Source organism: Desulfosporosinus youngiae DSM 17734 (assembly GCF_000244895.1).
Taxonomy (GTDB): domain Bacteria; phylum Bacillota; class Desulfitobacteriia; order Desulfitobacteriales; family Desulfitobacteriaceae; genus Desulfosporosinus; species Desulfosporosinus youngiae.
This window is the reverse complement of record NZ_CM001441.1, coordinates 1,337,147-1,356,626: the sequence shown is the minus strand read 5'-3', so window position 1 is coordinate 1,356,626 and position 19,480 is coordinate 1,337,147. Positions and strand designations below refer to the sequence as shown.

General features: G+C 44.8%; 7 protein-coding genes and 1 pseudogene. 1 reads left to right on the top strand and 7 read right to left on the bottom strand.

Going from position 1 to position 19,480, the window contains the following annotated elements:
- Nucleotides 1-373: 373 nt before the first annotated feature.
- From atpB to DESYODRAFT_RS06455, 6 genes are all read right to left on the bottom strand, one after another.
- On the bottom strand, nucleotides 374-1,153 hold the full coding sequence (gene atpB / locus DESYODRAFT_RS06480; protein ID WP_042338288.1) for a F0F1 ATP synthase subunit A: 780 nt from the start codon (nucleotides 1,151-1,153) through the stop codon (nucleotides 374-376).
- Between the two features lie 209 nt (nucleotides 1,154-1,362).
- The gene (locus tag DESYODRAFT_RS06475; RefSeq protein WP_242833661.1) at nucleotides 1,363-1,845 is read right to left on the bottom strand and encodes a glycosyltransferase family 2 protein; all 483 of its coding nucleotides are present in this window, start codon (nucleotides 1,843-1,845) and stop codon (nucleotides 1,363-1,365) included.
- A gap of 116 nt (nucleotides 1,846-1,961) precedes the next feature.
- Nucleotides 1,962-2,861 carry an alpha/beta fold hydrolase gene (locus DESYODRAFT_RS26525; RefSeq protein ID WP_007780943.1) on the bottom strand — a complete coding sequence of 300 codons (900 nt, stop codon included), beginning with the start codon at nucleotides 2,859-2,861 and terminating at the stop codon, nucleotides 1,962-1,964.
- 66 nt (nucleotides 2,862-2,927) lie between these two features.
- Nucleotides 2,928-4,028, bottom strand: coding sequence for an ABC transporter permease (locus DESYODRAFT_RS06465; RefSeq protein WP_007780941.1), 1,101 nt, complete (start codon nucleotides 4,026-4,028; stop codon nucleotides 2,928-2,930).
- Nucleotides 4,025-5,149 (bottom strand): ABC transporter permease, encoded by a 1,125-nt coding sequence (locus DESYODRAFT_RS06460; RefSeq protein WP_007780938.1) that lies wholly within the window; start codon nucleotides 5,147-5,149, stop codon nucleotides 4,025-4,027. Before DESYODRAFT_RS06460 ends, DESYODRAFT_RS06465 begins: the two co-directional genes overlap by 4 nt.
- A gap of 13 nt (nucleotides 5,150-5,162) precedes the next feature.
- Nucleotides 5,163-6,092 (bottom strand): ABC transporter ATP-binding protein, encoded by a 930-nt coding sequence (locus tag DESYODRAFT_RS06455; RefSeq protein ID WP_007780937.1) that lies wholly within the window; start codon nucleotides 6,090-6,092, stop codon nucleotides 5,163-5,165.
- Between the two features lie 334 nt (nucleotides 6,093-6,426).
- Here DESYODRAFT_RS06455 and DESYODRAFT_RS29495 point away from each other — a divergent pair.
- A pseudogene (locus DESYODRAFT_RS29495) lies at nucleotides 6,427-6,604 on the top strand (DUF255 domain-containing protein); the annotation flags it as partial.
- A gap of 186 nt (nucleotides 6,605-6,790) precedes the next feature.
- On the opposite strand, the gene DESYODRAFT_RS27970 reads toward DESYODRAFT_RS29495, so the two are convergent.
- Nucleotides 6,791-19,399, bottom strand: a complete 12,609-nt coding sequence (locus DESYODRAFT_RS27970) for an RCC1 domain-containing protein (RefSeq protein ID WP_007780933.1) — start codon at nucleotides 19,397-19,399, stop codon at nucleotides 6,791-6,793.
- Nucleotides 19,400-19,480: the final 81 nt, after the last annotated feature.

Below are 19,480 nucleotides of genomic sequence, written 5' to 3'. Positions count from 1 at the left end.
TCAGTGCCCCGCCATGTAACGCTACCGGTTTTTAAGGTTTTAAACAATGCGATACAGGAATCATAAATGCTAATTAATCCTTCCAACGGATGGAAGAAAGCATGCCAAGCGGGATTAGAAGAGTATTTCGAAAAAACTCCGTACATGGCAAAGATTACAAGCACAACCCAAAGACAACTTAGTCTTGTGAAGAGATTTCCCGTAAACAAGCCGACGAATGGAAATATATTCATAATAAAACCAAAAGGATATGATAATATTGCTAAGAATGGCCGGTATTCAGTCATAGAAAGACAAGTTTTTTCAAATCACTTTATGACCTGTCTAAGATTTTGATACCATTCAATTTGGAACAAGAATATATTTTAAGTTATTAATGTTCAGAAGGAGTTACGGCCTGAGCAACATAAGCTGTGGTTAATACAGTGAAAACGTAAGCCTGAATAGCACCAATAAAAATGCTAAAGGCCAGCCAAATTACCTGAGGTAATATCCCGGGTAAAACGCTGATTCCCGGTAACATCCAAATAACTTTCACGAGAATTTCACCGGCAAAGATATTTCCAAATAGACGAAAGGCCAGCGTTAACGGCTTGGCAAGCATGTCGATCAGGTGAATAATAAAGAACGGCTTGTAAGGTTCAAAAAAATGATGGAAATAATGCATTCCTTTTGTCTTTACACCTAAAACAAGTACCAAAGTGATGGTTAGTAAGGCAAGTGCCGCAGTAACATTGATATCCGAAGTGGGTGCAGCTGAAAAATACTCCTTGGCCTCAAAAATCTTGTTTAATTGAGCAAAGTCGATGTGAAAATATTCAAAAAGGCCAAACGTTAAGTTCGGGATCACACTTACCATATTGGAAAAGAAAACAAACATGATCAACGTTAGTAAATAACTTAGAATCGGACGTCCTTGTTCATAATTCATATTATCTGAGACAATTTTTTTAACAAAATCCACAAGCCATTCCAAAACGTTCTGCATTTTACCCGGCTTACCACTGGTTAGATGACGAACCCCCAGCCGGCAAAATATATAGACAGAGGCCATCACAAGCCAAGTATTGATTAAGGTTCTTGCATGAAAGGACATAAATCCTAAATGCCAAATAACTGCTTCTTCGTTCACTTTTTTTACCCCTCTCCCCATTAATTAGAGTCTTTCTTTGAAGTTCTCTCTTATATCATAAAATATCTCGTCTGCATATTTCTCAACATTCCCTTTCAAATAAGCCCGAACCCATTTTGGATGCTTGAATAACATCCACTTTCCAACCATATCCACTTTTCTTGACGAAACCACCATCTTTGCTTTCGTTATTGTTCCATACTTTTTACCACATTTTAAGCCCCATTTTCTTAGACGAAAAGCAAATTCAGCATACGCTGGTCCTCGTTAAAGCCATTAATTGATTCAAAATCTCTCTTATAACACCAGAAAATTCCGCAGGACGAGCATCTAAACTTTATTAGTAATGGAATCAAGATAAGTACCACAAAAAATGTTGCCAGTGTCGTTGAAAATTTTGCACATATCGATGATGAAGGTCTCTTATCAAACTTCCACATAACCCCCCCGCCAATATACTTCCCTGTCTGCAGTTTTTCTTCGATCTCAGTCAGCATGTTATCTGTCATCCGGCTGTCAGCATCGATGGTCGCGATGATCTCTCCCCGGGCAACTTTTGCACCGGCATTCCTGATAATAGACATATTCTTTCTGTCTTCCTTGATAATAACGCAATCGTAGGATCTGGCTATCTCTTCGGTTCGATCTGTACAGCGGTTCAAGACTACGATGACCTCCACCTGATCAGGATAAGGGGTTGACGCAGCTACGATAGAATCCAGGCATCTTTCTATGAATTTTTCTTCATTATAGGCAGGTATAATAATTAAAAACTTTACATTTTTTACCTTTCATTCTTTATCAGTTCCTAAACTGTGGTTGTTTTTTATCAAATGAAATTTTCCTTTGCCATTTCAATTCCTTTCAGAAAGTCAATTATTCGGTTGTTTACAAAATCGGGATTTTCAATATTCATCGCATGGCTTCCGGCGGCCATAAACTCTAATTGATTATTAGGAATCATTTTAACAGCTCGGTCAATGTCTTTCTGCTTGTTGAAAGTAGGATCACTTCCACTTACAAATAACAATGTCGGGGCTGAAATTTGTTTCAGTTTTTTACTAGAAAACTTTGAAGGCCAAGAGTATTTAGCACGGCAATTCATACTTGTAATAAGAATTTCATCTAAAAGTTCGCAAACTAATGGGTTATTGCCCAGAGACCAGCGCAGAAATTTTACTTTTTCTGAATCCGTTGGATGAAATCCCATCATTAAAATAGTTTTTAATATAAACCCTAGGAGAGAGGATATTCCTACAGGAGCTAGAAGCACGATTCCCTTAACTCTTTCTGGAGCATATATAGAGAGGTTTATTGTTATCCAACCTCCCCTTGATTCTCCAATAACAAAAGTCTGGTTAATACCAAGTTCATTAAATACATCTCCAAGCCACTCGCTATAATTCCGACCATTTTTTGGGTATATATTTAGGTCGTCTAATTCGCTCTTACCTAAATCACCTATCGTATCAATCGCATACGTTCGATAATCGCGACTTAGAGCAAGAATGTTCGGCAGCCACATTGTGGCAGTACCGCCTTGTCCGTGAAGTAACACAATGGGAGGCCCTTCTTTAGGACCACTAGCAATGATATGTGTTCTCCCGTATCTCGTTGGTACATCGAGAGACTCGTATGGTACAGGCCACTGGGAAAGGTGTTTATTATAAATGGACATTATCTTTGCTTTGTTTTTCGGATTAACGTAAATTGATGATATTTTAGCCAAAATAACCCCTCCAATCGATGCAATTGGAATCTGGATTTCAGTCCCGCTAAATCAAAGAACCAGTTACTATTTGATATCTTCTTTTCGCCACGTCCCTAAGAAAAAGAACACCATCGCAAATAAAAGCGCTATCAATATATCCCCGCTTATCGCCAATAAACCCTGTTCCTGTAAGACTTTGCTAACCGCATCCATAACCCAATAAACGGGTGTAAACTTACCAATCGTTCTTATTAGATTTGTCGTCAAGTCGTGTTCCCAAAGGCAGCCACCTAACAAGGCCAGGATAAAGGTGCTAAATAGACCCAGAAAAGAAGCTTGGATAATACTTTTGGAAATCGAACTTACGACAACTCCGATGGAAACAGCTAAAACCGAAGCTGTAAAGAGAAGCAAAAACATTAGCAAGCCGGAACTTCCCATATAGATTCCCATTAAAACCTTCAGTACCATAAATCCCAAAATTACCTGGATCATTGAAACAAGTAAAAAACTTAAAATGTTCTGGAACATGTAATTTCTTAACGATACCGGAGCAGTAATCGTTCTGTAAAAAGTCTTATTTTCTTTGTCAGTTAGGATCAGCATAATGAACATTACCGAGGTCATAAGGATAATTTCAATAAATGTTCCAAGTAAGTAATAGGATTTTTGCCTTTCAATTTTAGCAAAGACTTTGTATTCCGATTGGAGATACGCAGCACTATTATTCTGCAGACCTTCATAAAATCTTTGTTCGTCGCCAACCGTTGCTACAGCAATTCTCTTGGCAGAACTAATATAACTTTGGACATAATTTTGGACAGGCAGGGATTGAATTGAGTCCTTGAGATAATAACCCTTAGCCTCTACGTCTTCACCCTTAAGCAATCTCGCCGTAAAACCCTTATCAAAAGCGATTACGTAGTCAACCTTGGAATTGAATATTTCGTTGTTTATTTGGTCTTGAGTTATATCCACTATCTTAGTTTGTAAAGCAAGGTTTCTTTTAAGCAATGTCGTAAATTCTGTTTTATCTTGATCTGCAATGCCGATAATTAGGGTTTGACCCCTATCAAATATGGACGGACTAATAAGCAATAACGCAATTGCAGGTAAAAGTACGATAACAAAAACCCGGAGCTTTCTTTTGAATATCCTCCTTAGATTACCAATCAAAATTGTCATACTGCTTTCCTCCTGCCCATCAGAAGTGTCATTGGGGTTAAAACTGCCGCAAGTATGGCCAGCGAAATTAATGACCCATGTATCCTGGAAGCTGGACCGTCAAATATCGTATCCGTAATAATTATATAGATGTGATTTTGCGGGCTAAGGAAGAGAATCCCTTTCAAGAATCCTTGAGCAGTACCAAGTGCCTGTACAAACGCCGCTGCTGTAAGGAAGCAAACAGAACATACGGTAACTAAGGCACCCAAGCCTGTTTTTTTCGTCAAATAACCGGCAATCATACCCAAAGCCGTCATAATAACCGTAAACAGCAAAAATGCCATAATGAAGGTTAAGATATTCCCCTTCATGAACGCCCCCCATACATAGTAAAAAAAGGCAATTAACAATCCATAACTGGGGCAAAGAGTTAGAAAGTTACTTAAAAATTGTCCGCTGACATAGGATAAGCTGTTGATCGGCGAGATTTTAAATCTGATCAGGGTATTCTTTTTAATACTGTTGACGACGGAAAAGCAACCTAATAAAGCTCCAAAAGAGATCATCTCCAATAACCCAAGAAGGGAAAATTTGTCCGCATCTTTTAACATTTTCCCAGTCGGCGAAACGGCAATTTGCTTGATGCCACTGGAGACTCCCGCTATTTTACTATTCCCTCCGCTTTGATGAAATGCCGTAGAAGCGTTGACCGAATTGATAAAGCTTTCAACTATCAAACGAGTTGGCGAATTTTCTCTATTGCTCACTATCTCGATAATTGTTTTTTGGCCCCCCTTTGGGCTTGGGGAAGAATTATTTTCCAGATAAATTAAGGCTTCTATTTTTCCACTTGTCACCAGCCGATTCCCTTCAGCCAAAGAATTTACCCTCTGGACTTCGAAAGAAGTCAAGATTTCCTTGGTATGGAGAAACTGATCAAGCTCTGCGGCGACTGAGCTACTATCATCGTTAAAATAAGCGATCTTAGCCTTTTCAAACTTTAGACCTTCATTCCTATTAGTCATGAGATTCGCATCCATTATGCACGTCAGCAAAGGTACTATTACAAGCAAAAGCAATAATTTCCAATTTCTAATATTTCTAAGTAGTGTATAGTAGGTAATTTGGAAAATACTCACTCATTTCACCCCCTTAATCCCTTAATGACCTGCCTGTTAAGGTCAAGAACACTGTTTCCAGGCTGGGCTGTTCTACATTGAGTGCTATAATTTCACTGCTTTCGGTTACATAGTCAATGATTCTGTGAAGATTCTTGCTGTTCTTCTGGGAAACAACTGTTAACTCATTGCCATTGACGCAGGCCTCTTTCACTCCTGAAAGCTTTTTAATATTGTCCACTAAGGTATAGTTCAGAGCGGAAAGCACTATGACTACCCTTTGATCACTTGTCATCAGGGCCTTAAGTTCATCTTTGGTTCCTTTAGCGATAACCCGCCCCTGGTCCATGATGACGACTCTCTTACAGATCTCTTCTACCTCCTCCATATAATGGGAGATATAAATGATGGTGGCGCCCATTTTGTTTAGATGTTTAACTGATTGGAGGATGTGTTTTCTGGACTGGGGATCTATTCCTACAGTCGGTTCATCCATAATGATCAGCTTAGGATGATGGACAATGGCGCAGGCAATATTAAGCCTTCTTTTCATCCCATTGGAATACTTTCTAGGGTACTCTTTCTTCTTCTCCAGCAGACCGGTCAACTTCAGGGCTTCCTCCACCCGTTCCTTAAGGAGTGATCCTTTTAAACCGTAGAGCCTTCCAAAATAGCAAAGGTTTTCATGGGCGGTGAGGTCTTCAAATATGGCCAAATCCTGAGGTACAACACCCAAATCCCTCTTGATATCCAACTCATGATCCTTAAAATTCTTGCCAAAAATTTTTATTTCACCGCTGTCCAACCTTGTCATCCCAATTAAAGCATTTATGGCAGTGGTTTTACCCGCCCCGTTTGGACCTAAGAGGCCAAAAATCTCACACTCTTCAATGGTAAAGCTGACATTGTCAACAGCTAGCAAATCTTTGTAGCGTTTAACCAGATTTTTCACTTCAACTAACATTGCTAACCCTCCTCGTCTTCTGTATAGAATTCTGATGAACCCATGTTTATGATAAAACAAGACGGAATAAGATGGTAGTGAGCAGAAGCATGACTAGATATGACATATGTCATAATGAAAGCAAGTAGACAAATCCAAGATATCCCGCCAAATTCATGAAAACGGAATTTGGATTAAACAGAAACAAAAACTCAAAAGCGCAAATTTAGCGACTTAAGTCAATCTTCTTAATTGAGTATTTCTGCTTCACTATACAAGTCCTTTGCTAAATTTCTGTGCTTATAGATATACTAATAGCATGTCATGTTTAATAGCCAACAAAATGGAGGTTACTATGGTACATGCTAGCGAACATACCAACAAACTGATTAACGAAAAAAGCCCGTATCTTCTGCAACATGCCTATAATCCAGTAGACTGGTATCCATGGAATGAAGAAGCTTTCGAAATAGCCAAGGAGAAAAATAAACCAGTCTTTCTAAGTATTGGCTATTCCACCTGTCATTGGTGGCAAACTGCTTACTATAACCAGTTCGGGGAAAAACGGGTTCAGCGATTATACGCTGAACCCGTTCGTTATCCATTCTATAGATTTCTTAATAATTTCAATTCCATTTTCACTTTACCCCCAGGAAGCAACGAAGCATTAGAAGATGATTAATATCGATTTGTCACATTATATCACTTATGCTTATTTGTTAATAAATCTCTAGCTGCTCTTCAATGTCTTTAGTGATGACAGCCTCTCCTCCGAATAGGGTTGCTCCGGTCATTTTCAGGGTCTTCAAATAATTGATTTGATTATCTGACAAGCTTCCATCGACTAAAAGAATAGGTGCCTTTAAATTAGCAGCATAAACGCTTCCTGCCAGAGCATCCGGGAAGTTGCTGCCCGTTGCTATACAGACATTCTGTCCACCTAAATTAAAGTATTGTGCTACAGCCAGTGATGTTTCATATCGATCAGCACCGCCGATTCTAATGATATTCGCTGGATCTAGAGACGTAATCTGAGCAACATCGCTTTCTACTGCTGCGCTAACAACTCCTTCAAGACCGATGATATATACTTTTGTGGGCATTATTGTGGCTATCTTTCGCTTGACTTCCTCACTGATTCGATCTTTTTGAACTAACAGAATTGGAACCTGCATAATACCTGCTGCGCTGCTTATGGACAAGGCATCCGGATAGTTTTCTCCACTGACCAGCACAAGGGGGGTTCCTGTCTTAACTTCTAAACTATCAGCAATTTTTACTGATGTTTCATATTGATCTGTTCCTCCTAATCTGGTTATGTTTTTGCATCCAATGGCCGTTATTTTTGCTTCCATTGCGCTGCTGACGACTGCTGTGCCTCCAAGAATATTGACTGTCCCTGCCGAATCCAGGTTTTTCTTAAGGTAATCTAATACTTTTTCCTGGTCTGTTTCTGTGCTGCCAACCAGCAGGATCGGAGCCTTCATTTTATAGGCAAGTACACTTCCAGCTAAAGCATCGGGATAGTTTTCCGCTGTTGCCAATACGACGTTGGAAACCTTTCCTTCATAACTTGCTTTGGCAATTTCCAGGGCCGTATCGACTCTGTTTACTCCTGCGAGTCTTTTTACGCCTGTTTTTTTCATGAAAACAGCCTTTATTTCGTGTTTTTCGTTATCTGTAAAGGTATATGTCGAAGTTGCGCCAACGCTCTTGCCATCCACCAGTACATCGAAAATTATATAGCCCTCCTCGGGGGTAATGGTAGCGGTCTTTTGATCGCTGCTGACTGTAACCTTTCCACCTGTATTGCTGTCAGTTGTAATGGTCGGTGCAGTGCTTGAGCCGCCACCTTTACCGCCGCCACCTTTGCTTGGTGTTGAAGCCGCTGTGTAGCCAATGGCATAGGTGGAGAATTTTTTGGTGTGGAGCTTTATCGACTTACCGTCAGCGCTTAACTCAATATACTCACCATCGGTATTTGTTTCAGTGATGGTTTGAACCTCTGTACCATGATAACGATAAACTACATAATTGCTCTTGCCTTGCAGCTCAGCAGGAAGGGGTATGTCAATGATTAAGGCATCATCTAGCTCCCTTATTGGAATCGGCTGTTCTGCTGTACCACCGGGAATCGGTGTTACAATTTTGCTTAAGCTTAAATTCAGAAAAATCCCGATTTCTTTTCCGCTTCCTGCTGCAGCTATAATGCTCTGCGCATTTTCAGCGGAATTGTCGCCACTTTCAACCCTTTGCTCAACGATTAGCCTAATCTCAACCGTTCCGCCGGCATCGATAACATTGCTATCATCCTGAGTAAATTGATTGCTAGTAAAGAAGTCATTGAGTTTATCCACAATTATATCTGGAGTACCGGACTTAACCTCTACGACACTATTTTTATTACCCTTTGGCAATGTAACCGATCCGGTTGTAGTATTACCTGAAACTGTGATGGTTAAGGTTATTGTTTGGTCGGTGCCTTTGCTGATTACCAAGTTATAGATGCCGCTTGGAATTCCGCTGATGGTGAAAACGCCGTTAGCGTCGGTGGTTGCTTGGACAACTTCTCGACTACCTGCCATAAGCTTCACTGTGGCACTGTTTACATTGGCGTCATCTTCATTCTTGACATTACCGGTGACTTCGTAGGTGATTTGCTCCCACTTGGCGTGAAGGGTTATATTTTCCGCACCCATTGTGTTTGAAAGATACGAGGTTGCAAAGCCGCTGTCCCTATACCAGCCGGCAAAGTTAAATTCTGGTTTTGTGGGGGTTGGGAGAATTATAGCCGTGCCGTAAGTTCCGCTAATGGCCGCAACATTACTTCCACCGTTTGAGTTAAATCTTATCGTGTAGGTTTGCGTTGGTATTAAAACACCTACTGCTGTGATTGATAACTCCCCTGTCACATTGTAAACCGTTAAAGTTCCTGTTGTTGCTGATGTCTTTATATAGATGTAATCAACACCGGGCACAAGGGTCATTCCGCCCATTGTAATGGTTATGCTGCTGGGCAAGGTGTAACCACTGGCTGCGCTTAGGGTTGTGGTGTAGTTTTGGTATTGTGTTGCGCTTGTGTTGTTTAGGGTAATGTTACTTAATGAACTGCCACTTGCTGAAACATCGTAGGTAGGTGCTGGTGCCGCAAGTACAATCACCGTTTTAATACTGCTGGTGTTGGTTGAGGTTTTTGCTTCGCCCCCGACGGTCGCTGTATTGGTAACTACTACAAAGTAATAGGTTGTGCCAACGATGTCGGTGGGTGGTGTGTAGCTTGAACTTGTTTGACCGCTTATGGGAGTACCGCCGGTTGTTGAATTTTTTGTGCTTTGGTACCACTGGTAGGTAAGGGCACCACTATCGGTTACTCCTGCTGTTACTGTAAGCGGTGTTAGAGCAGCATTTATAGTAACTGCTTCAATTCCTCTTACATTGCTGGCACTAAATACTGGGGTTTGCGCGGTCGTTATGGTTGGCGGGTTTACAGTTATATTCCCGCTGCCACCCGTTACATCACCATCGTTAACTGTCACATTGCCACTGCCGCTACCGAGGGTTTCGCTTCCTTTGGTTACGGTAATTGTATAGGTCCCATCAGGTACACCGGAAATGCTGTAATTACCGTCCGCATCCGTTGTGCCTGTGTAAGTCTTGCTGCTGTCGTTTGCATCCGTCAAGGTTACTGTTGCTCCGGATACTGGGCTGTTGTTCGTGTCCTTGATTGTGCCGCTTACGGTGTGGGTCGAGATGGTCGGTGGGGTGACGGTTATATCTGCGCTTTCATCCGTTACATCGTCGCCTTCAACTGCAATACTGCCGTTACCCAGGGTTTCGCTTCCTTTGGTTACGGTAACTGTATAGTCTCCATCAGGTACACTGGGAATGCTGTAATTACCGTCCGCATCCGTTGTGCCTGTGTAAGTCTTGCTGCTGTCGTTTGTGTCCGTCAAGGTTACTGTTGCACCGGATACCGGGGTGCCGTCAGTGTCCGTGATTGTGCCGCTCACGGTGTGGGTCGAGATGGTCGGTGGGGTGACGGTTATATCTGCGCTTTCATCCGTTACATCGTCGCCTTCAACTGCAATACTGCCGTTACCCAGGGTTTCGCTTCCTTTGGTTACGGTAACTGTATAGTCTCCATCAGGTACACTGGGAATGCTGTAATTACCGTCCGCATCCGTTGTGCCTGTGTAAGTCTTGCTGCTGTCGTTTGTGTCCGTCAAGGTTACTGTTGCACCGGATACCGGGGTGCCGTCAGTGTCCGTGATTGTGCCGCTTACGGTGTGGGTCGAGATGGTCGGTGGGGTGACGGTTATATCTGCGCTTTCATCCGTTACATCGTCGCCTTCAACTGCAATACTGCCGTTACCCAGGGTTTCGCTTCCTTTGGTTACGGTAACTGTATAGTCTCCATCAGGTACACCGGGAATGCTGTAATTACCGTCCGCATCCGTTGTGCCTGTGTAAGTCTTGCTGCTGTCGTTTGTGTCCGTCAAGGTTACTGTTGCACCGGATACCGGGGTGCCGTCAGTGTCCGTGATTGTGCCGCTTACGGTGTGGGTATTTGGTACGTTGGCTGTCCACTGCGCTGTAAAGGTTACATCGTTTGCTGGCATGGTATACGTTGTATCCGCATCATAAGTCGTCGTGCCATCACTCCAGCCTGCAAAGGTATAACCAGTTTTTGCAAATGTATTGGCTGGCAATGAGAATGTACCATATGCTCCTGTTGCTGCTTGGATCGGTGCCACACCTGTTGCGCCTGCTCCACCTATGAAGGTTACGGTGTAAGTATCAGGTGCGTCGGCTGTCCACTGTGCTGTAAAGGTTACATCGTTTGCTGGCATAGTATATGTTGCACCCGCATCATAAGTCGTCGTGCCATCATTCCAGCCGGCAAAGGTGTAGCCGGCTTTTGTGAATGGGTTAGTTGGCAATACCACTATACTGGCTGCTGTTGTTACTGTTTTGGTCGGTGCCACACCTATTGCGCCTGCACCACCTATGAAGGTTACGGTGTAAGTATTAGGTGCATCGGCTGTCCACTGTGCTGTAAAGGTTATATCGTTGGCTGGCATCGTATATGTTGCACCCACATCATAAGTCGTCGTGCCATCACTCCAGCCTGCAAAGGTGTAGCCGGCTTTTTCAAATGTATTGGCTGGCAATGCGAATGTTCCATTTGCTCCTGTTGCTGCTTGGATCGGTGCCACACCTGTTGCGCCTGCACCACCTATAAAGGTTATGGTGTAAGTATCAGGTGCGTTGGCTGTCCACTGCGCTGTAAAGGTTACATTCTCTGCTGGCATGGTATACGTTGTACCCGCATTGTACGTCGTCGAACCATCACTCCAACCGGCAAAGGTATAGCCGGTTTTTGCAAATGGGTTGGCTGGCAATGCGAATGTTCCATTTGCTCCTGTTGCAACTTGGGTCGGTGCTGTACCTGTTGCGCCTGTACCACCGATGAAGGTTACGGTGTAAGTATTAGGTGCATCGGCTGTCCACTGTGCTGTAAAGGTTACATCGTTTGCTGGCATAGTATATGTTGCACCCGCATCATAAGTCGTCGTGCCATCATTCCAGCCTGCAAAGGTGTAGCCGGTTTTTGTGAATGTATTGGCTGGCAATGCGAATGTTCCATTTGCTCCTGTTGCTGCTTGGGTCGGTGCTGTGCCTGTTGCGCCTGTACCACCTACGAAGGTTACGGTGTAAGTATTAGGTGCATCGGCTGTCCACTGTGCTGTAAAGGTTACATCGTTTGCTGGCATAGTATACGTTGTACCCGCATCATAAGTCGTCATGCCATCATTCCAGCCCGCAAAGGTGTAGCCGGTTTTTGTGAATGTATTGGCTGGCAATGCGAATGTTCCATTTGCTCCTGTTGCTGCTTGGGTCGGTGCTGTGCCTGTTGCGCCTGTACCACCTACGAAGGTTACGGTGTAAGTATTAGGTGCATCGGCTGTCCACTGTGCTGTAAAGGTTACATCGTTTGCTGGCATAGTATACGTTGTACCCGCATCATAAGTCGTCATGCCATCATTCCAGCCCGCAAAGGTGTAGCCGGTTTTTGTGAATGTATTGGCTGGCAATGCGAATGTTCCATTTGCTCCTGTTGCTGCTTGGATCGGTGCCACACCTGTTGCGCCTGCACCGCCTGTAAAGGTTACGGTATACGTGGTTGCTGCGTTTTCTGTCCACTGCGCTGTAATGGTTACCTCATTTGCGGGCATCGTAAAGATTGTGCTTGTAAGGGTAGCGTTTGCAAATGTACCGCCATTTGAAGTTGTCCAGCCGCTAAAGGTGTAGCCCGCTTTCGTTCCGGCGTCGATAGCAACCTCTGCACCGGCGATGTAATTTCCTCCTGTTATGCCGCTATTACCACCGTCCATGTTTACGGTTAAGGTGTAGGTACTTGGTGCTGTAAAGACGAAGGTGGTAGGTGCTCCGGCAGTATGGGTTGCTGTTTCTGCCACTCTAACCTGTAAAGCCACTGTTCCTGTCAGATCAGGGAGGTTTGGTGATTCTGCATTATACGCTGTCCAGGTTGTCCCATCCGTTGAGAATTCCATGGCTGCAGTCATATCTGTCATTGTGTTTGCGGCATCATCGCTTGTAACACCGACTAAATCTGGTCCGTCTGCTTTGGCTACAGCTATTGTATACGTTATTGTCTTGCCACCGACTGTCACTGTCAGTGTCTGAGTAGCAGCCACCGCCGTGCTATCAAAACCGCTTACGTTTGCGTGTGTTATAGTTTCTTCTTTTGTACTGTTGTCACTGTATGTTCCCGTTACTACCATGCCAGTGATGTCAAGCTCATCGCCAACATAGTATGCTGTCTTCGAAGCTGGGGTGGTAATCGCTATACTGATTAAAGTTGGTGCCGTCGTTGGAAACACCGCAGTTACTACTCCAGCATTCCCAGCATTCGTTGCCGCTGCGCCTGCTACTGTAAAGGAGTTTGCAGCTACTCCGTCCAATGTAAATCCTTCTTTTGCTGTTAACACGATGTTGGCTGTGTAAACTGTGCTTGCTTCAAACTGGTTATGGTCTGGTGACCAGGTTACTGTTCCTAAGTATTGTTCTGTATCAATTCCTGTTGTTACTGGAGCTACACCTAATACCGGCGCTACTACTCCTGGTATATCTAGCAATGTGATAGTTTCTGCTGCTGTCGCTGGGAATACCGCAATTACTACCCCTGAATTAGCAACATTCGTTGCCGTTGCGCCTGCTACTGTAAAGAAGTTTTCAGCTACTCCGTTTAGTGTAAACCCGGCTTTTGGCGTTAGGGTAATTGTCGCTGTGTAGGTTGTGCCGCCCTGGAACAAAACATGGTCTGGTGACCAGTCTACTGTTCCTGTGTATTGTGCTGTTTCTGTTATTGTTGTTACTGGTTCTGCTCCTGTTACGGGTACTGTTACGCCTAGGATGGCTGCAATATCTTCGGTCTTGATCCAATCAGATTGTGATGATACTTTTACCGGAGTGATTTGGCTGTATAAATAGCCACTTCCCCCATCTCCAAGCTGTCCATCGCTTCCGCCTCCCCAGGCGTAGACTTGGTCATCTTTAAGGGCTAAGGAATGAAACCCACCTGCTGCGATTGCAATGACACCTGTATTGCCCATTGCTCCTGCAGATACTTCTACCGGAGTGGCTTGATTTTCATATGATCCATTTCCCAGCCGTCCACCACTTCCCTCACCCCAGATGTAGACCCGGCCATCTTTAAGGGCTAAGGAATGCTCTCTAACTGCTGCGATTGCCGTGACATTTTCATTAGTGCCCATTGCTCCGCCAGATACTTTTACCGGCCTATTAGTGGAGTCATGACCTGATGATCCATTTCCAAGCAGTCCACTACCAAAATAACCCCAGGCGTAGACCTGGCCATCCTTAAGGGCTAAGGAATGATTAGCTCCTGCCGCGATTGCCGTGACATTCTCATTAGTGCCCATTGCTCCGGCAAATACTTTTCCCGGGGTGCTTATAATAGAGTAATCAGTTCCAACCTTTCCAAAACCGTTATAACCCCAGGCGTAGACTTGGCCATCTTTAATGGCTAATGAATGCTCATCACCTGCCGCGATTGTTGTGACACCTGTATTAGTGAAATCTGAATATTCTCCATCGGATACTTTTACCGGAGTGGTTTGACCTGTAGATGAAGTTACTGCATTTCCAAGCAGTCCATTCAATTGAGCGCCCCAGGCGTAGACCTGACCATCTTTAAGGGCTAATGAGTGTTTACTACCTGCTGAGATTGCCATGACACCTTCATTAGTGAAGTCTTGACCTGTTCCTACTCCGTCAGATACTTTTACCGGAGTGGTTTGCTCTGTAGGTGAATCTACTTCATTTCCAAGCCGTCCATCCGATTGAGCACCCCAGGCGTAGACCTGACCATCTTTAAGGGCTAATGAATGCTCCTTACCTGCTGAGATTGCCGTGACACCTCTATTACCCATTGCTCCGTCAGATACTTTTACTGGAGTGGTTTGTAAAGTAATACTTCCATTTCCAAGCTGTCCTCTACTTCCACTACCCCAGGCATAGACAACGCCTGTGTTGGTAAGTGCCAGGCTATGCGAATTACCTGCTGCTATCTGTACAATGTAAACACCTTCGCCTAAAGAACTTTCCCACGACGGCAATGTCACGGTACTGCTCAAAACATCGGCTAATTCCACGGCGCTAAAGGCGATTTGTGCGTCCGTTATCTGATCCAGGTTGACGGATCTCAGGTTTGTAAAGGCCACCACGCCGTTTGCTGCCGCTATCTTTGTGGTGCCTGTCAGCGTCCAGTCGCCTGAGTCTTTCTTTGAGGCTGTAACCTCGGTAGTGGTGTCATTGGTACAAATATTGCCATAGGCATCCTGCAAGGTTAGTGCCGGTTGCTTGGCAAACCGCCCTCCATTTGTCTCGGGGGCAAGTATATCTGTGGTCAGGGTCATGGTGCTCGCAGTTGCCGGCACTGGAACGATAGTTAATGTAGTCTCCAGCACTGCCACACCGGCTATGCTAAAGGCGATGGTCTGGCTACCCGCCTTGTTTAAGGACAAATTAACTGTGGCCACGCCCCCGCTAAATGCTACGCTGATGGTTTGGCCTGCTCCTGCTGCCTCGGCTGTGAGGGTTGTCCCGTTAAAGCTGCCGTAGCTGCCGTTGGGCGCAGCTAATACGCCGGAGATGATCACGTCTTTTGCTCCGCTGAAGTTTGTGTCGGTATTACCGGCACCGTTGTTAACTGTTAGGGTTATTGCGTTGTTTGCCCCGGCCACGGGAGCCGTTGCATCTGCCTGGGCTGCAGCCGCCTGGGCAGATGCAGCTGCTAATGTCACAGTACGGCTCACAACTTCGATTAGACCGGGAGCGTCAAAGGCTACTTGTGCGTCAGTTATCTGATCTATGTTAGTGGCTCCCAAGTCTGTATAGGCTACAACGCCGTTTGCTGCCGTTTTTGTTGTGGTGCCTGTCAGGGTCCAGTCTCCTTCGCCCTTCTTCGAGGCTGTAACCTGGGTAATGCTGTCATTGGTACAATTATTGCCATAGGCATCCTGTAAGGTTATTGTCGGTTGCTGTGCAAACTGCTCGCCGTATTCCGCGGGGGCAATTACATCTGTGCTCAGAGTCATGGTGCTGGCTGCTGCCGGGTCTGGAACGATAGTTAATGTATTGGTCGCCGGAACTGCCACACTGGCAATGCTAAAGGCGACGATCTGGCTTTCGGCCTTGTTTAGGGACAAATTAACTGTGGCCACGCCATCGATAAATGTTACGCTGATGGACTGGCCTGCTCCTGCGGCCTCGGTTGTGAGGGTTGTCCCGTTAAAGCTGCCGTAGCTATCGTTGGGCGCAACTAATACGCCGGAGATGGTCACGCCTTTTGCTCCGCTGAAGTTAGTGTCGCTAGCACCGGCACCGTCTTTAACCGTCAGGGTGATTACGTTGTTTTCCCCGGCCACGGGGTTAGTTGTAGTTAACTCGGCTGTAGCCGTCTGGGCAGCGGCAGCTGCTAATGTCACTGTACTGCTCAATACATCGGTTAGCTCCACAGCGCTAAAGGCTATTTGTGCGTCAATTATCTCATCTGAATTGGTGGCTCCCAAGTCTGTAAAGACCACCACGCCGTTTACTGCCGTTTTCGTTGTTGTTCCTGTCAGGGTCCAGTCTCCTTCATCCTTCTTCGAGGCTGTAACCTGGGTAGTGCTGTCATTGGTACAAATATTGCCATAGATATCCTGCAAGGTTAGTGTCGGTTGCTTGGCAAACTGCCCGCCATTTGTCTCGGGGGCAAGTATAGCTGTGGTCAGAGTCATGGTGCTGGCTGGAGCCGGCACTGGAACGATGGTTAATGTGTTGGTCTCTGGTACTGCCACATCGGATATGCTAAAAGCGATGGTCTGGCTTCCCGCCTTGTTTAAGGACAAATTAACTGTGGCCACGCCGTCGATAAATGTTACGCTGATTGACTGGCCTTCTCCTGCTGCGGCTGTCAGGGCTGTCCCGTTAAAGCTGCCGTAGCTGCCGTTGGGCGCAGCTAATACGCCGGAGATGGTCACGTCTTTTGCTCCGCTGAAGTTAGTGTCGGTAGCACCGGTACTGTCTTTGACCGTCAGTGTGATTGCGTTGTTTGCCCCTGCCACGGGGTTAGTTGTAGTTGCTTGGGCTGTGGCCGTCTGGGCTGCAGGTATTTCTATCTTTAATGGATCACTGACTCTTCCGTCGACATCTTTCACTATTATATAAATATCTTTCGTTCCTGCCGTTAAGTCACTTAGATTAATCGTGTTTTCCCCGGAAAGAGCCTCGCTTCCTGCTCCGCCTGTGTCAACATTGGGGGCTGCTGCTCCTGCTTCCACTATTCTATAGTAATAATTACCGGCTTCGCTGGAAGTAAACTTAACTGTTGCATCTGTATGGGAAGTCCTGTTTACTTCTCCTGCTGCAAGGGCAGGGCCTGTCCGGTTTATGGTTACTGCGTAGTATTTTACTGTTGTGTTATCCTGTGCAGTTACTTTTACATATACTGTTGTATTTGCTGCCGATGCCAGGGCTATTGTGTTTGTTCCCGTTATTTCTGTTGTGAAGCTGCTGTTTGAGTACAGGCTCTTTGTTGCATTTCCTGCTACTACTATATCTGATAGCCCTACACTTGCTTTTGCATTAGCTACATTTACACTCCATGTAATTGGAGCTCCTGCGGTTCCATTTCCTCCTCCAGGCGAGCTGTCTATTTCCATTGCAATACTGGTCAATCCCGCATCACTGCTGCCTGCTCGGTTTATGGTTACTGCGTAATAATTTACTGTTGTGTTGTCCTCTGCAGTTACCTTTACATATACTGTTGTATTTGCTGCCGCTGCTAGGGCTATTGTGTTTGTTCCTGTTATTTCTGTTGTGAAGCTGTTGTTTGAATACAGATTCTTTGTTGCGTTTGCTGCTACTACTATATCTGATAAACCTATACTTGCTATTGCATTAGCTACATTTACACTCCATGTAATTGGAGTTCCTGCTTCGTTTCCATTTCCTCCTGCAGGCGAACTTGTTTGTGCTGCAACACTGGTTAATCCTGCATCACTGCTGCCTGCCCGGTTTATTGTTACTGCGTAATATTTTACTGTTGTGGTATCCTGTGAAGTTACTTTTACATATACTGTTGTATTTGCTGCCGCAGCCAGGGATATTGTGTTTGTTCCTGTTATTTCTGTTGTGAAGAGGTTGTTTGAGTACAGGTTCCTTGTTGCGTTTGCTGCTACTACTATATCTGATAGACCTATACTTGCTTTTGCGTTAGGTACATTTACACTCCATGTAATTGGAGTTCCTGCTTCGTTTCCATTTCCTCCTCCTGGCGAACTTGTTTGTGTTGCAACACTGGTTAATCCCGCATCACTGTTTACCCAAGGTTGAGAAAAAGTTTTAACAGGTGTCCACCTGTCGGTCGAACCATTGTCGCCTAATGCACCTATAAGTCCCTGTCCCCAGGCATACACTGCTCCATCCTTTAGCGCTAATGAGTGTAGTATACCCGCAGAAATAGCTGTTACGCCCGAGTTAACCATTGCTCCATCTGATACTTTAACAGGTATGCTTTGGTTGGCAGTAGAGTTATTGCCTAGCTTTCCAAGCAGTCCATTCCCCCAAGCATACACTACTCCACCTTTTAACGCTAATGAGTGGCTTCCTACAACAGCCGCAATGGCTGTTACGCCCGAGTTAACCATTGCTCCATCTGATACTTTAACAGGTGTGCTTTGGTTAACAGTTGAGCCATTGCCTAGCCTTCCGTCCGATCCGTCTCCCCAGGCATACACCACTCCACCTTTTAGCACTAATGAGTGCGAATTACCCGCAGAAATGGCTGTTACGTTGGAGTTTTCACCCATAGCGCCAGCTGATACTTTAACAGGTGTTGATCCCGCCCCCCCCCAGGCATACACTACTCCACCTTTTAGCACTAATGAGTGCCAATGACCCGAAGAAATGGCTGTTATTACACCCGGGTTTCCTGCCATATCGCCAGCTGGTACAGCAAAAGGTATGTTTTGTCCTCCACCCCAGGCATACACCACTCCGCCTTTTAACGCTAATGAGTGAGTTCCACCAGCAATGGCTGTTACGTCAGAGTTACCCATTGCTCCATGGGCTACTTTAACAGGTATGAGTTGGTTATCAGTTGAGCCAGTGCCTAGCCTTCCGTTTTGTCCGTATCCCCAGGCATACACCACTCCATCTTTTAGCGCAAATGAAGTGTACTCTCCCGCAGAAATGGCTGTTACACCGGAGTTTGTAAATATATCTCCATTATCTGATACTTTAACAGGGCGGTAAGATGCGCTGGTACTACCTCTGCCTAGCTCTCCGTAAGTGCCTTGCCCCCAGGCATACACTACTCCAGTATTGGTCAAAGCCATTGAATGATAGGTTCCCCCTGCTATCTGGACTATTTTTACGCCTTCAGCCAGCACACTTTCCCATGAGAAACCAAAAAGCTCTAGCTCTTCCATGCTCATGGGAACATACTCAGCCGCTCCCAGAATCGTGACCTCTGACACCGGATAACTGGTTCCATGCCCAACAGAAACTAAACGGTCACCCATTATCCGTTTCACAATTTTTTTGCCATCTTCTAGCTGGGCAACTACCATGTCGCCGTCTTCATACGTTTCAGATACAATTTGAATCGTATCTCCGTCTTTAATAACAGGATTCATAGAATCCCCCACTACCTGATAGTGATTATTGGCGGAGACTAATAAAGGATTGGTTATAAGCCCCAGTATCATAACTAGTATTAATAACAGTCTTTTCATGTCAGACTTACCTCCCATATAATATTTGTTTTATTTTGTTAGCATGATTGCTGCTAATGTTAAAGAAAGATGATTGTTTTG